This is a genomic window from Streptomyces sp. NPDC050211, assembly GCF_040656035.1.
Taxonomy (GTDB): Bacteria; Actinomycetota; Actinomycetes; order Streptomycetales; family Streptomycetaceae; genus Streptomyces.
The window spans coordinates 283,606-296,735 of record NZ_JBFALC010000001.1 but is presented as its reverse complement, the minus strand read 5'-3'; the positions used below and the strand labels follow the sequence as shown (position 1 = coordinate 296,735).

Annotated in this window: 14 protein-coding genes; 3 read left to right on the top strand and 11 right to left on the bottom strand. The window is 68.8% G+C overall.

Annotated elements, in window-relative coordinates; genetic code table 11:
- The first annotated feature begins 23 nt into the window (after nucleotides 1-23).
- A complete protein-coding gene (locus AB0I98_RS01295) occupies nucleotides 24-1,163 on the top strand; it encodes an XdhC/CoxI family protein (RefSeq protein ID WP_362933462.1) in 1,140 nt (379 codons plus the stop codon).
- Between the two features lie 86 nt (nucleotides 1,164-1,249).
- The gene (locus tag AB0I98_RS01290) at nucleotides 1,250-2,125 is read left to right on the top strand and encodes a helix-turn-helix domain-containing protein (protein WP_362933459.1); all 876 of its coding nucleotides are present in this window, start codon (nucleotides 1,250-1,252) and stop codon (nucleotides 2,123-2,125) included.
- Here AB0I98_RS01290 and AB0I98_RS01285 read toward each other — a convergent pair.
- The 9 genes from AB0I98_RS01285 to AB0I98_RS01245 all read right to left on the bottom strand — a co-directional run bounded on the left by AB0I98_RS01285 (nucleotide 2,080) and on the right by AB0I98_RS01245 (nucleotide 9,908).
- Entirely contained in the window at nucleotides 2,080-2,724 is a 645-nt protein-coding gene (locus AB0I98_RS01285) for a TetR/AcrR family transcriptional regulator (protein ID WP_362933456.1), read from the bottom strand. The genes AB0I98_RS01290 and AB0I98_RS01285 overlap by 46 nt on opposite strands.
- A gap of 28 nt (nucleotides 2,725-2,752) precedes the next feature.
- Nucleotides 2,753-3,157: a PaaI family thioesterase gene (locus AB0I98_RS01280; RefSeq protein WP_362933453.1), complete on the bottom strand. Its 405-nt coding sequence runs from the start codon at nucleotides 3,155-3,157 to the stop codon at nucleotides 2,753-2,755.
- A gap of 46 nt (nucleotides 3,158-3,203) precedes the next feature.
- Complete coding sequence (locus AB0I98_RS01275; RefSeq protein ID WP_362933450.1) at nucleotides 3,204-4,523, bottom strand: MFS transporter; 1,320 nt, start codon at nucleotides 4,521-4,523, stop codon at nucleotides 3,204-3,206.
- A 67-nt stretch (nucleotides 4,524-4,590) separates the two neighbouring features.
- A complete protein-coding gene (locus AB0I98_RS01270) occupies nucleotides 4,591-5,076 on the bottom strand; it encodes a MarR family transcriptional regulator (protein ID WP_362933447.1) in 486 nt (161 codons plus the stop codon).
- A gap of 116 nt (nucleotides 5,077-5,192) precedes the next feature.
- On the bottom strand, nucleotides 5,193-6,041 hold the full coding sequence (locus AB0I98_RS01265) for a PHB depolymerase family esterase (RefSeq protein WP_362933444.1): 849 nt from the start codon (nucleotides 6,039-6,041) through the stop codon (nucleotides 5,193-5,195).
- Nucleotides 6,038-6,370 (bottom strand): DUF4387 domain-containing protein, encoded by a 333-nt coding sequence (locus AB0I98_RS01260; protein WP_362933441.1) that lies wholly within the window; start codon nucleotides 6,368-6,370, stop codon nucleotides 6,038-6,040. The genes AB0I98_RS01265 and AB0I98_RS01260 overlap by 4 nt, the downstream gene beginning before the upstream one ends.
- A 3-nt stretch (nucleotides 6,371-6,373) precedes the next feature.
- Nucleotides 6,374-7,735 (bottom strand): acyclic terpene utilization AtuA family protein, encoded by a 1,362-nt coding sequence (locus tag AB0I98_RS01255; protein WP_362933438.1) that lies wholly within the window; start codon nucleotides 7,733-7,735, stop codon nucleotides 6,374-6,376.
- A gap of 43 nt (nucleotides 7,736-7,778) precedes the next feature.
- Nucleotides 7,779-9,089, bottom strand: coding sequence for an MFS transporter (locus AB0I98_RS01250; RefSeq protein ID WP_362933435.1), 1,311 nt, complete (start codon nucleotides 9,087-9,089; stop codon nucleotides 7,779-7,781).
- A gap of 99 nt (nucleotides 9,090-9,188) precedes the next feature.
- Nucleotides 9,189-9,908, bottom strand: a complete 720-nt coding sequence (locus tag AB0I98_RS01245) for a GntR family transcriptional regulator (RefSeq protein WP_362933432.1) — start codon at nucleotides 9,906-9,908, stop codon at nucleotides 9,189-9,191.
- A gap of 164 nt (nucleotides 9,909-10,072) precedes the next feature.
- Here AB0I98_RS01245 and AB0I98_RS01240 point away from each other — a divergent pair, with 164 nt between their 5' ends.
- Complete coding sequence (locus AB0I98_RS01240) at nucleotides 10,073-10,750, top strand: response regulator transcription factor (protein WP_362933429.1); 678 nt, start codon at nucleotides 10,073-10,075, stop codon at nucleotides 10,748-10,750.
- 158 nt (nucleotides 10,751-10,908) lie between these two features.
- Here the strand turns inward: AB0I98_RS01240 and AB0I98_RS01235 are convergent, their stop codons facing one another.
- Nucleotides 10,909-12,324 carry a HAMP domain-containing sensor histidine kinase gene (locus AB0I98_RS01235; protein WP_362933426.1) on the bottom strand — a complete coding sequence of 472 codons (1,416 nt, stop codon included), beginning with the start codon at nucleotides 12,322-12,324 and terminating at the stop codon, nucleotides 10,909-10,911.
- Nucleotides 12,321-13,040 carry a response regulator transcription factor gene (locus AB0I98_RS01230; RefSeq protein WP_362933423.1) on the bottom strand — a complete coding sequence of 240 codons (720 nt, stop codon included), beginning with the start codon at nucleotides 13,038-13,040 and terminating at the stop codon, nucleotides 12,321-12,323. The genes AB0I98_RS01235 and AB0I98_RS01230 overlap by 4 nt, the downstream gene beginning before the upstream one ends.
- Between the last annotated feature and the right edge of the window lie 90 nt (nucleotides 13,041-13,130).

Sequence of the window (13,130 nt, the reverse complement as noted above, 5' to 3'; positions counted from 1 at the left end):
GCCGATCTCACGGAAAGCCCGCCATGCTGAACATCGCGGACACATTGCGCCAGTGGTGCCGCGAGGCCCGCCCCTTCGCCCTCGCCACCGTCGTCCAGGTCAGTGGCAGTGCACCGCTGCCCGTCGGCACCGCCCTCGCCGTCGACACGGACGGCACCGCCGTCGGCAGCATCTCCGGCGGCTGTGTCGAAGCGGCGGTCTACGAACTGTGCCAAGACGTCCTCGCACACGGCGGGCCACCCGCCCGCGCCGGCTTCGGCTACTCCGACGACGATGCCTTCGCCGTCGGCCTGACCTGCGGCGGCGAGATCGAGGTGCTGGTACAGCGCGTGGACCCCACCGCCGAGCCCCACCTTGTCGCTGCCCTCGAAGCCGTGGTCGCGGGGCGCTCCTGCGCCGTGGCCCACGTCATCGACGGCCCCGGCGAACTCCTCGGCCGCACCCTCCACGTCCCCGACGGCGGTCCCCACGACGGCACGCTCGGCGGCGAGAACGAGGACCAGGTGGTCGTGGCGCACGCCCGCGCACTCCTGCGTGCGGGCCGCACCGCCCGCATCGAGGTCGGCGGCGACACCGACGCCTGCCCCCAGAAGTTGACCGTCATCGTCCACACCCACGCAGACCGCCCCCGCATGCTGATCTTCGGCGCCGTCGACTTCGCCGCTGCCCTCAGCCAGGCCGGCCGCTTCCTCGGCTACCACGTCACCGTCTGCGACGCCCGCCCCATCTTCGCCACGCAGGCCCGCTTCCCGTACGCCGACGAGATCGTCACCGACTGGCCCCACCGCTACCTCGCGGCCACCGAGACCGACGCCCGCACCGCCGTCTGCGTCCTGACCCACGACGCCAAGTTCGACGTCCCCCTGCTGCGGTTGGCGCTCGCCCTCCCCGTTGGCTACGTCGGCGCCATGGGCTCCCGACGCACCCACGGCCACCGCAGCGACCTGCTCCTGGAAGCCGGCGTTCCCGAGGAGCAACTGGCCCGGCTGCACTCACCGATCGGCCTGGACCTCGGTGCCCGTACTCCCGAGGAGACAGCCATCTCCATCACCGCGGAGATCATCGCCCACGCCCACCGCGGCACGGGCCTGCCCCTGTCGCACGGCACCGGCCGCATCCACCATCCCGCACCGTCTCTGCCCCGCCTGGCGACGGCGCCGTAACTCCCGCACAGACGGCAACCAAGGGTTTCTGATGCAGGGGTTGGCAACCCCTGGCAAGCGAGGTGCGGTCAGATCAGAGTGGGGGTGTGAACCTTTCCGAACTGGGCGGCTTTTTGAAGTCACGCCGTGATCGCATACGACCCGCGGATGTCGGCCTACCGACCGGGCGAGGCCGCCGTGTATTGGGTCTTCGCCGTGAAGAGGTCGCTCAGCTGGCCGGTGCTTCGGTCGACTACTACATCGAGTTGGAGCGCGGGGCGGGCGTCCAGCCCTCCGAGCAGATGCTCGCCGCGCTCGCCCGGGCACTCCGACTGAGCCGGGAGGAGCGCGATCACCTCTTTGCCCTGGCGGGCCGTCCGGTGCCCCCGCCCGGTGGTCCGGCTGACCACGTCCACCCGGGGATGCTGGACTTGATGCACCGCCTGGACGGCACACCGGCCCAGGTGGTCACCGACCTGCGCGTCATGCTCGTACAGAACCCGCTGGCCCGTGCGTTGCTCGGCCCGCCACCGTCCACGACCGGATGGAGCGCGAGCTTCCTGTACCGGTGGTTCACCGACCCGGCAGCGCGGACGCTGTACCCGCCCGAGGACCACACCAAGGTCACCCGATCCTTCGTCGCCGACCTGCGTGCGGCCTCGGCCCGGCGCGGCGACGACCCCGAAGTCACCGCAATCGTCACGGCGTTGACCGCGCGCAGCCCCGAGTTCCGCGAACATTGGGCACGGCACGATGTCGAGTTCCGACGCCATGACAGAAAACGTCTGATACATCCAGAACTCGGGCTACTCGAGGTCAATTGCCTTAGCTTGTTCAGCGAGGACGGACGGCAACGACTTCTCTGGTTCACCCCGGCCGTCGGAACCGACTCGGTCGCCAAACTGGAGCTACTTGCCGTGCTCGGCACCAACGTGGTTCAGTCCGACCGCAGCACGGCAGATATCGAAGGTCTGGACGCGTGAGACGCGGTGAGAAGTGCGCCGTGGACGGCTGAGGACGCCGCCCGGGTGGTATAGCGAGCGGTGTCGGGCGGCCATGCGTCACGTTCCTGGTGGATCAGGAGGGAAACCGCGCCGTGCACGCCGGCACAGAGCAGTCTGGCGGTTTCGGTCCGGCTCTCCACCGGTACTCCGGCATTGAGACAGGCGGTGACCTTGTCCCGGAAATAGCGGAAGCACGCGTCTTCGTTCTGGCGACTGGCTTCGGTAGCCTCGCCATCCATCACCAGTCGGTATTGGGACGGATGGCGAAGCCCGAACGCGATGTATGCGACGCAGGTTTCGTAGAGCGCCGTCACAGGGTCCGAGATCCCCCGGGACACCGTTTCCAACTCGATGAACAGTGAATCCCACACGCGCAGGCACGTGGCGTGGACGAGTTCCCTCTTCGAGGCGAAGTGGAGGTAGACGGCCGGCGGGGTGACGCCCGCATTTGTCGCCACCGCGCGAATCGTAAGAGCGTCGGCGCCACCGTCTTCGAGTAGCTGACCGGCGATGTCGAGAAGCTGGTCGCGGAGCAGACCGCCCTGGCCCTTGGCGGCGCGAACGCGGGAGCCGGTCACAGACAGGAGCCTTCGGGGGAGAGCGACGTCAGGATGTCTTCGGGTTGACGGCGGTGACCACCTGGGTCACCCGGGCGCACAGTTCGCCTTGGGCGTCATGCACGTTGACCTCGACGACGGTGTTGCGACCCACCCGCAGGGGGCGAGCTGTCGCGACGACGTCTGTGTGTGCCGGCCGAAGGAAGTGCGTGGTCGACTCCACGGTGGCCGGTGCGCCGCCGACCGGACCGTTCAGGGCGGCGCATACGGCACCGCTCACATCGGCGAGTCCCATCAACGCTCCTCCGTGGAAGCCGCCGCCCACCGTGGACAGCGAGAGATCGTGCGCCAGCGTGGCTCGAACGCCGGCCGCCGTCATCTCGTCGAACACGACTCCGAGGGTCTTGGCGTACGGCGCGAGAGCGTAGACATCTTCGGCGGCAAGCGTGGTCACGGACTGCTCCCATCTGGGTTAATGGCGATAAGTTATCGACGTTAACTCACTTCGTCAACGGTGTTGTGCCGACGCCGCTCAATGACCGGTCGGCGATGCAGAGGAGCAGGAACGATGCGGCCACGCCGATGAGCAGCCAGGCCATGGCATGTAGTCCGGAACTGGTGGCGCCATCGTGGAAGAACACGGCGCTCGCCGCCGCCGCAAACAGTGCGCCGATGTACATGAACGTACGCAGCAGTCCCGCGGACGAGCCCATGCGGGCCGGATCGGCCTGCGCGTACAGGGCATTCTGGTTGGCCAGCCCGATCAGCCCGTGAGGGATGCCGACGACCGCGCTGAGCACGACGAGCAGCCAGACCGGAGTGTCCGCACTGAGGAGCAACAACGCTGCGCAGCCGAGGCATTGGAAGAGCGCGCCGACGATGATTTTGCCCCGCACCTGGCTACGGCGTCCCGTGAGTGCGGTGACACCGATGGCCGTCGCCGACAGCGGCAGCAGAAGCAGACCGGCCTGCGGCGCGCTCAGCCCTCGGCCCTCCTGGAGCCACTGGCTGTAGCCGTAGAAGAAGGCGTACGACGTGGTGTAGGCGAGGCACTGCCGGGTGAACGTGGCAAGCAGCGGTGCGTTTCCGCCGATGACCCGAAGGTCTATGAACGGCTGGTCGGTGCGGAGTTCGCGGCGGACGAACACCGAGCCCGTGGCCAGGCCCAGCACTGGCAGATACCAGTGTGCGACTGCCGGGTTCATCAGGAAGAACATGAACGCGGTCAGCGATCCGGCGAACCACAGCATGCCCGACACATCGATGCGTGCCATCCTGCCCGGGGGCGTCGCGCGTGGCAGCCACAGTGCGCCCAGGACAAGGCACATGAGCGACAGCGGCACGTTGATGCCGAAGATCAGGTGCCAGCCACCCGTGCCGATCAGCAGGCCCCCGAGGGCCGGGCCGACGACAGCGATGACCTGGTTGGAAATCGACAGCGCGGCGAGGACGCCACTCGGGTTCTTCCGGCCGGTGCGCTCGGACTCGGAGCGCAGCAGCGCCATGGACGCCGGGAAGGCCGCCGAGGTTCCGAATCCGAGGAGGACGCGGGAGGCGACCAGCACCCACAGGTTCGGCGCGAGGGTGCCGAGCAGTCCGGCCAGGCCGGCCAGCGCGGTGCCCAGCAGATAGAGCCGACGCGGACCGAACGCGTCAACAAGTCGGCCGATCACCGGCTGGCCGACGGCCGTCGCGAGGTAGAGGCCGGAGACCAGCCATGCCGTCTGCGAGGGCGGTACGTCGAAGGCGCGGCCGATGGGGATCAGCGCGACCGCGAGCATCGAGGAGTTGATGGGGTTGAGAATCGAGCCCAGGATCATCGGTGCGATCAGGCGACGATCGAAGCCCCCCTCTCTGCCCGACGTTGCCTGCGCGCGGCTGTCCGAGTCACGCCTGCGCCACCTTGTCGAGCAGCGCCATGGCGGTGATGACCGCCCGCACCTCCTCCTCGGTCCCGTGCTGTTGCAGGGCGCGGGCGAGCCACGCCTGCCGGGCGAGGCGCTCGCCCCTGCGCCGTTCGTGGCCCCGGTCGGTGAGCGAGACGAGTTGCCGCCGCCCGTCATCGGGGTCGGGGCTGCGCGAGACGAGTCCGGCCTCTTCAAGGGCGATGACGGTCTTGGCCATTGATTGAGGCCGTACGCCCTCGGCAGCGGCGAGATCACTGGCAGAGGCGGGGCCGTTCCTGGCGAGGCGGCGCAGGACGGAACTCTGCGGCGGGGACGGTTCCTTCTCCCTGCCCCCGTCTCCACCCGTCGGTTCCTCCGCCGCTTCCAGGGCGTGCAGCTTGCGGCGGAGCCGGCCGACCACCACCCAGATGTCGCCGGCAGCCTGAACGGCGGCCTCGGTCAAGGGCACTTCATCCGCTGGCAGCATGCCCTCATGGTAGATAGACAGCCCAGGCTGTACAACCTTGGCTGCCTATCAGGCGAGGAGTTGGCCGCAGCGTGCGAAGGTCGGGCCGGCCCGCCTGCCCGTGTCGCGGTCGGGCATCAGCTGGGGGACGCGGACACCTGGGTTTCGAGGAACTGCTGGACCGCGGGGAGGACCGCGAAGTGGTTGTGACCGGTGCCGGGCACGATGTCGAGGCGTACGTCGATGCCGTGTTCGCGCCAGTTGGCGCGCAGCGCGTTGATGCGTTCGATGCGGTTGGTTCCCGCGGGCACGGGCCGGCGCTCGTCGTCGGGTGCGAGTTCGGCTGCGTCGGTGTCGTCCTCGCCGATGACCAGTTGCACGGGAAGGCCGCGTAGAGCTGCCGGGTCGGCGTCGGTCCCGAATTGTTCCTTCATGTCGGCCGTGCCGTGCCACCATGTCGTCGTGGGGTCGAGGAGGGTGACGCGCCCGGGGGCGCCCACCGACAGGGACGCCACTCGGTCGGGATGGAGGTAGGCGAAGCGGTGGGCGAACTGGCCTCCTCCGGAGAAGCCGTGGAGGTGGAAGCGGTCGGCGCGCACATGCCAGCGGGCCGCGGTTTCGTCGACCATGTCGAGCAGGGCTTCGTCGGGGCGGAATCCGGCAGGGGAGAGGAGCTTGTAGCTGTCCACGTCGTTCGGGCCGGTGATTCCGGCGGGGAAGAGCGGGGCGAGGACAACGCAGTCGTGGCGGTCGGCGAAGTCGGCGAAGGCATCACGGAGTGCTTCAGCGCGGCGTCTTGTTCCGTGGACGGTGACCACCAGGGGAAGGGGTGGACCGGCGGGGGTGTGGTCGGCGGGGACGTAGAGGCAGTAGGAGAAGCGGGGGTCGCGGGCGAGGGCGAAGAACGTCGTGGGGCCGGTGAGGAAGGTGATGCCAGGGTGCCCGGCGGGCAGGTCCCAGGGGGTCAGGGGGCGTTCGGCGGTCATCCGTGGTGCTCCTTGTCCACGTCGCTCACGGCGAGGTCCATCAGGGGGGCGTACTGCTGGCCCGCGTAGCAGTCGCTGTCGTGCAGATCGCCCTGGACTGTCGGGCGGGGGAGGGAGACCTTCACGGCGAGAGCGAGCGGGTGGTTGACGAGCAGGATGTCGGCGGGGTCGGCGCCGTAGAGGTCGGCGAAGAGTTCCCTGCTGAGGAAGCCGCTGGCGACGAGGGCGTCATAGGCGGCCTGGTCGTGGCACATGAAGTCGAAGGTGAGGGTGAAGGGACCGGCGTTCTTGGACCGCACCAGGGAGCAGTAGTCGAGCAGAGTGGTCATGGGTCACAGCTCCTCGGTGGTGGTGCGGAACAGTTCTGTGGGACTGACTCCGGTGACGACGTGGTTGAGGGTGAACCGGTAGAGGGGGCCGCGGTCGATCTCGGGCGGGGAGTACGGGTAGGCGAGGGTGGAGACCAGCCCGTCGTATTCCGGTATGGGCAGGTGGCTGCTGGCGTGCGCGACGAAGGTGGCGACCGCGTGGGCCGTTGGCTGGTCGGGTGCCGTAACCGTGATCAGGACGCCGAGTTCGCGGGGGTGCAGCGATTCCGGTTCCGCGGTGGCCAGTACGGCCCCGTCGCCGTAGAGGCGGAAGTCGATGTCGACGTCATCGGGGTCCACGACGCCGTCGAACACGTCGAGTATCTTCTCCGCGAAGTACTTCTTGGCGAAGGGGAGCAGGTCGGGCAGGCGCCGGATGACCACTTGGTCGCGCACTCCTCCGACGATGACGGTCTGGTAGCCGACGAGTTCGGCTCCTTCGAGTTTGTTGCTGTAGCCGTTCGCGGGGACGAAGCGTGCTCCGCGCGCCCGGACGGTGCGCTCGTCGATCGCCTCGTAAGTGGCGTCGCTGGTGTCGAGGGTGCCCGACGGCTCCGCGACGCGATACGGGTCGGCGTTCTCGTACAGCGTGTGGGCGGCGACGGACCGGGGGGTGAGACGGCTGCCTTCGGCGAGCGTGGTGACATCGAAGTGGTCGTCCCGCAGGTGCACGAGCAGGCCGTTGGCGGACGGGGGTATGGCGCAGGCGGCGCCGCATTCGATGGTCTTGGCCATGTGCCAGGTCAGGCCGGGGTCGGCGCCGAGCATGTGGGGGAGCGCGGCGAAGAGCGCGGTGTCGCTTGCGCGTCCGGCCAGGATGACGTCGCAGCCGACGTCCAGAGCCTCCTGGATGGGTTCGACACCCATCATGGCGACCGTGTGACTGCGGGCGAACAGCTCCCGGTCGATCTCGGGGGCGTGCGGCAGCGGCTGGAGGCGGTCGGCGTCGTAGAGGTGCTGGAGACGTTCGGTCGGCTGGTCGGAGTAGATCAGAGCCAGTTTGAAGTGCAGGTTCTCCGCCGCGGCGATGTCGCGTACGAGGGTGGCGACGCGGTCGACTCCGGTGTCCCGGCCGCTGGTGCCGCAGGATCCGATGATCAGCGGCACGCCCAGTTCGTCGCGCGCGGTGAGCAGAAGGCGCAGGTCGCGGGAGACGGCCTGGTCGGAGAGCTTGGGGTTGCCCGAGCCGAGTGCGGCCGGTCCGGAGTCGGTCGATCCGGCGTCACACGCGATGACGTGCGGGCGGGCCGCGACGCCGCGTCGGAAGGCGGCGGCGTCGAAGCCGGCGCCGAGTGCTCCGGTGGGAGCGAGGATGCGCAACTCCATGTGGGTCTCTGTCTCTCCTGGTGAGGGGGCGTGGGGCGACGGGTCAGTGCGAGGGGGGAGTGGTACGGCGGGCCAGGCGGGTGAAGACGGCGAAGGTGATCGTGGCGAACACCGCGCCGTTCAGGAGCATGAAGCGCCATCCGGTCGCATCGACGGTGAGGCCGAGCAGGGCGGGGCCGAGTGCCGCACCGGTGGACGAGGCGACGGTGTACAGGCCGGTGTAGGTGCCCAGGACGTGTCTGCTGGGAGCGAGGTTCCACAACGCGACCAGCGCGTTGACGGCGAAGGCCGCGTAGCCCACGGAAGCGATCACCATGGAGATGACCGTGCCGGGAACCGTGGGGACGGAGAAGCCGATGAGCAGGCCGACGATGAACACGCCGACGCCGTAGCGCATGGCGCGCACCTGGCCCAACCGGGACGAGGCGTAGGCGAGGGGGACGACGCAGACCAGGAAGGCCACGGCGCCGGGTAGCGCGAGCCCACCCGCCGAGCCGCGGGACAGGTCCAGTGCCTCGGTTCCGTACGGGGTCATGAGCGAGCGCAGGGCGGACCACATGCCGGCGAAGCAGAAGATGCCCAGCATGAGCAGGGCCCGGGCGCGGGACGGGCCGCGCACCATGTCCTTGATGACCGCCCAGGGTGAGGCGAAGTCGGCCGATGGTGGGTTCGCGGCGGGGTGCGTCTCGGGGGCGGAAGGCTCACCGGCGTGCGACAGCGTGGCGGCGTGGTGTCGGCGGCCCAGGCAGAACCAGGACGTGGTGAGCAACAGCAGCATGAGGACGGGCGGGATGGCGAACGCCAGGGTGATGCTGCGGTCGACGACGAGCAGGCTGATCAGCGATGAGACGACGATCGTGAGACTGACGCCGGCCTTCACGAAGCCCTGGGCCTTGCCCCGGTGGGAGGGGGCGACGTAGTCGGAGACCAGGGTCTCCGTGATGCCCTTGAACGCGTTGGCCATGGCCGCGAAGCCGACGACGCAGAGCATGAGCAGCGGAAGGCTGTGCGTCCAGGGGATCAGGGCGAAGGGCACCGAGGCCAGGGCGGCTCCGGTCAGGATGATCGCCCAACGGCCCTTGCCGTCGCGGGTGCGACGGTCGGACAGAAATCCCATCCAGGGCTGGATCAGGACCCCGAGGACGTTGTCCATACCCATGATCAGCCCGACGAGGCCGGCGGAGGCGATGTACTGCCGCAGCTCGGAGGGGACCTGCGCGTCGTAGAAGTTCCACACCGATTCCTGGGCGAAGACGGCCAGGGTCACCCACAGGACGGTGCCGGCGCTCATTCGCCGCGGGGCGGTGGACTTTCCGTCGGAGGGCCCTTCCACTGGCGCGGAGATGTCGGGCATCGCGGCTCCTTTGCCATATGCCATAGCATGTACGTTCCTCATCAGCTATTTGCTATAGCTTCTTGAGGGGGGCGGGCGAGTGACCCCTTCAGGTGACTTTCAGTGCGAGAAGCGCGCCGTGATCAGGGAGGAGCTGGACGACTGGCTGTGCGCGTTCATCAGCTCCTCCGCCCGCCTGCCGTCTCCGGCGGCGATGGCGTCGTAGATGGCACGGTGCTGGTGATAGCGCGCATCCACGGCGCTGCGCCGTTCGTCGCTGATCTCGGACAGGACGCTGTTGCGTCGTTCGTCCGGGCCGAAGGCGTCGACCATGTGCAGCATCTGCAGCAAGGTCGCGTTCCCGCTGGCCTGGTCTACCAGCTCATGGAACTGTCGCATGCAGTACAGGATCTCCTCGATCAGCTTCCGCTCGTCGGCGCTGCCGGGACTGACCTCGGCGGTCTGGCTGCACAGGCGGTCGGCCTCGTCGAGGACGGTACGCATCTGCAGTCTCTGTGCCGCGGTTGACTTCTCCGCGGCCAGCCGCGCGGCCAGCGCACGGAGCGAGTCGCCGATCATGGAGAACTCCCGCAGTTCGTCCTCCGCATACTTCGCGATGCGCACGGAGCGGGGGCCGGTCCTCTCCACCAGCCGGTCCTGCTCCAGGCGGCGCAACGCCTCGCGTACCGGTGTCGCGCTGATGTCGAGAGACTCGGCCAGCCCCCGCTCGGTCACCTTCTGACCCCGCTCGAGGACGCCCGAGACGATCGCCTCACGGATCGCCGTGTACGCCTGGTCACCCAAGGTCGCGGAGACCGTGAGCTGCGGAAGCTGTCCCATGAGGCAGTACGGTATTTGCTACAGCAGGATTGTCAACCGGTTGCGGGCGGACGAATCCCTGAGGCGGCCGTCAAGAAACGCTCAGGCTGACTGCGGGCCGACCGTCAAGTGCGGTGTGAATGATGTGTCGAGTCATCCCGGTCCGTGAGGCAGAGGAAGGACCCGTGAACCAAGTAATTGTCGCGGGCGGGCCGTCCCTTGTGCGGGCCGCCCTCACCAAGGTGATCGATTCGAGCAGCTCCATGAGGGTGGCCGCCGCCGTGCACAGCGACGACCTCAGGGACCTGCTCCATGGCGGCGTCGATGCGGACCTCGTCCTGCTCGACCGCTCCGTCCAGACGGATGAGCCGGACGACTTCACCGCTCTGATCAGCGAGACCTGTGCCGTGGCCCGGACCGTTGTCTTCGGCGCTTCCCGTGCTCAGGAGGTCGACGCCCAGGTGCGCGCCGGCGCCACGGGTATTCTCGCCGCCGACGTCAGCGCGTCACAGCTGATCGCGGCCCTGGAAACCGTGAGCCGGGGTGGGCTTGTCGTGGCCCTGGGCACGGCTCCGGCTGTCAACACGGCTCAGGCACGGGTCACGCCCGAACTCACCGGCGATCTCTCCCTCAGAGAACGCGAGATCCTCACGATGCTGTCGCGCGGTCAGGACAGCGCTTCCATCGCCCGCGACCTGGACCTCAGTCCGCTCACCGTGAAGACCCACATCACGCACATGCTCAGCAAGCTCGGACTCCGCCGGCGCGGGCACCTGATCGCCTTCGCCTATGAGAGCGGGCTCATCGTGCCCGGCATCACCCACACGAGTTTCATCGCGAACCAGCTGCAAGCGGCCTCGTAAGGGGATCGACTGCACAGAGGTGCCCGCACGTTCAACGGCGTTCAGCCAGGCGCACAGGCTCTACGCCTCCCGTGCCCGGCGTTCAGGCCGTGACGGCGGCCTCGTCGAGGGCGATGAGCGCGGCGCAGAAGTTCCGGTCAGATGCCGTGCGTGAGTCATCACGGCCGATGGCCGCGCGGGAGCCGGATGGTGACGGTGGTTCCGACCCCCACGTCCGAGTACACGGCCACCTGTCCGTGGTGGGCGTGGACGATGGCCTCCACGATGGCCAGGCCGAGACCGGAACCGCCGTAGGCGCGGCTCCGGCTGGCCTCGGCACGCCAGAACCGCTCGAAGACGCGGGGCAGGTCCTCGGGGGAGATTCCAGGACCGTTGTCGATGACACTCAGCTCTGCGGTGTCACGGCTGAGGGTGACCTCGACGCGCACGGAGGTCTGAGCCGGGGTGTGCTGGACGGCGTTGCCGACCAGATTGCGCAGGACCTGTTGGAGACGGGCGGCATCCCCGATGACGGGTGCGGGCAGGGTGGGTGCCATGGCGATGTCGCGTTGGGGGTAGATGATCTGGGCGTCCTCGACGACGCCGGCGGCCAGGACGGTGAGGTCCACGTCGTCCTGCTCGACGGGCCGGCCGGCGTCCAGGCGGGCGAGCAGCGCGAGTTCCTCCACGAGCAGGCGCATCCGCCCCACTTCGTTCTCGATGTGCTCGAGTGCGGTCTCCAGGCCAGGTCCGGAGAGGCCGCCTTGGCGGTGCAGATCGAGCCATCCGGAGATGGTGGACAGAGGGGTGCGCAGTTCGTGGGAGGTGTCGGCGGCCAGCCAGCGCACGGTCGCCTCCGCGCGGGCCTGGGCGTCGAACGCCCGGTTGACCGCCTTGGCCAGCAGGTCGGCTTCGCTGCCGTTGCGATGGGTGGGCAGCCGCTCGGTCAGGGAGCCCGCGGCGATGGCGTCGGCGCTGCGGGCCATGCGGGCGAGCGGCCGCATACCCAGGCGCAGAACGATGACGGACAGCCCCAGCAGCACCAGCAACGCGCCGCCGATCAACGCCAGTTGCCGTCTGATGAGCGCGTCGGTGGTGGCGTCGTCGACGGAGGTGTCGATGGTGAGGATGACGGTCGCGGGTGTCACGGTGCCTTCGGCGGGCCCGCGGTCGATGACCAGGCCGGGACTGGGGATGCGTACGGCGCTGAGGTCGCCCCCCTCCAAGGTGACGACGCTTCCCGCGGGTGCCGTCACGCTGAGCGCGGCCAGCTCGTCGGCGGCCCCGGATGCGGAACCGGTGCTCAGCAGGACCTTGTTGTCCTCGTCGACGGCCACTGTGCCCAGGGGCGAGCCGAGCAGGGCGCCGAGCTGGTCGGCGTTGGCGGTCTGCGGTCCCTGGCCGATGACCCGTGTCAGACGCTCGGCGTTTGCCTTGAGGGTGTCCTGGTTTCGCTTGTCCAGGAAGTCATCCAGGAGAACGGCGCTGATGACGGCGCTGACCACCAGGCCGACGACCAGGAGAACGGCGAGCCCCGCGAGCAGACGCAGGCGGACGCTGGAGAAGGCCCAGGGAAGACGGCCGCGGAGTGTCAAGAGTCGTCCTGCTCTCGAAGGCTGTAGCCGACGCCGCGCACGGTGCGCAGCAGCGGCGTACGGCCATGGTCGATCTTGCGCCGGAGGTTGGAGATGAAGCGTTCGACGACGACGGAGTCCCCGCCGAAGCTGTACTGCCACACGGCCTCGAGGATCTGGGCGCGGGAGAGGACCTGCCCCTGGTGACTCAGCAGGTAGTGCAGCAGACGGTATTCGGTGGGGGAGAGGTCGATGAGCTGGCCTGCTCGGCGGACTTCGTGGCGGGGGTCGTCGAGGGTGAGGTCGCCACACCGCAGGTGTGTCTCCTCGGCGGCGGGAGTTCCGCTGCGAGCACGGCGCAGCAGTGCCTGCAAGCGGGCGCCGACTTCGACGACGCTGAAGGGTTTGGTGACGTAGTCGTCGCCGCCCAGGCGCAGTCCTCGTACCCGGTCCTCGACGGCGTCGCGGGCGGTGAGGAAGAGGACGGGTACGTCTATGGCGCGGGCGCGCAGCAGTTGGAGGATCTCGAAGCCGTCGGCGCCGGGGAGCATCACGTCGAGGACGACGACGTTCGGGGGGCGGCGGGCGACCTGGTCGAGGGCTTCGGTCAGGTCGCCCGCCACGTCGACTTCGAATCCGGCGAACTGGAGTGCCGAGATCAGCAGGCGCCTGATGCCGGGGTCGTCGTCGATGACGAGGACACGGTCGGCGGTACCCGGCGTGTTGACGGCGTTCATGCGTGCTCCTGGTGGCGGCATCGGCCGCCCGATGTCTGCCGTTGCCGCCGGTGCGGCGAACTCGGTGGTTCCGGTGTCGGCTCTGCTGAT

Coding starts and splice junctions, on each gene's coding strand:
- AB0I98_RS01295 (WP_362933462.1), top strand. CDS start 24: ATGCTGAACATCGCGGACACATTGCGCCAGTGGTGCCGCGAGGCCCGC.
- AB0I98_RS01275 (WP_362933450.1), bottom strand. CDS start 4,523: ATGATCCTGGGCTCGATTCTCAACCCCATCAACTCCTCGATGCTCGCG.
- AB0I98_RS01270 (WP_362933447.1), bottom strand. CDS start 5,076: ATGCTGCCAGCGGATGAAGTGCCCTTGACCGAGGCCGCCGTTCAGGCT.
- AB0I98_RS01265 (WP_362933444.1), bottom strand. CDS start 6,041: ATGACCGCCGAACGCCCCCTGACCCCCTGGGACCTGCCCGCCGGGCAC.
- AB0I98_RS01260 (WP_362933441.1), bottom strand. CDS start 6,370: ATGACCACTCTGCTCGACTACTGCTCCCTGGTGCGGTCCAAGAACGCC.
- AB0I98_RS01255 (WP_362933438.1), bottom strand. CDS start 7,735: ATGGAGTTGCGCATCCTCGCTCCCACCGGAGCACTCGGCGCCGGCTTC.
- AB0I98_RS01250 (WP_362933435.1), bottom strand. CDS start 9,089: ATGCCCGACATCTCCGCGCCAGTGGAAGGGCCCTCCGACGGAAAGTCC.
- AB0I98_RS01245 (WP_362933432.1), bottom strand. CDS start 9,908: ATGGGACAGCTTCCGCAGCTCACGGTCTCCGCGACCTTGGGTGACCAG.
- AB0I98_RS01230 (WP_362933423.1), bottom strand. CDS start 13,040: ATGAACGCCGTCAACACGCCGGGTACCGCCGACCGTGTCCTCGTCATC.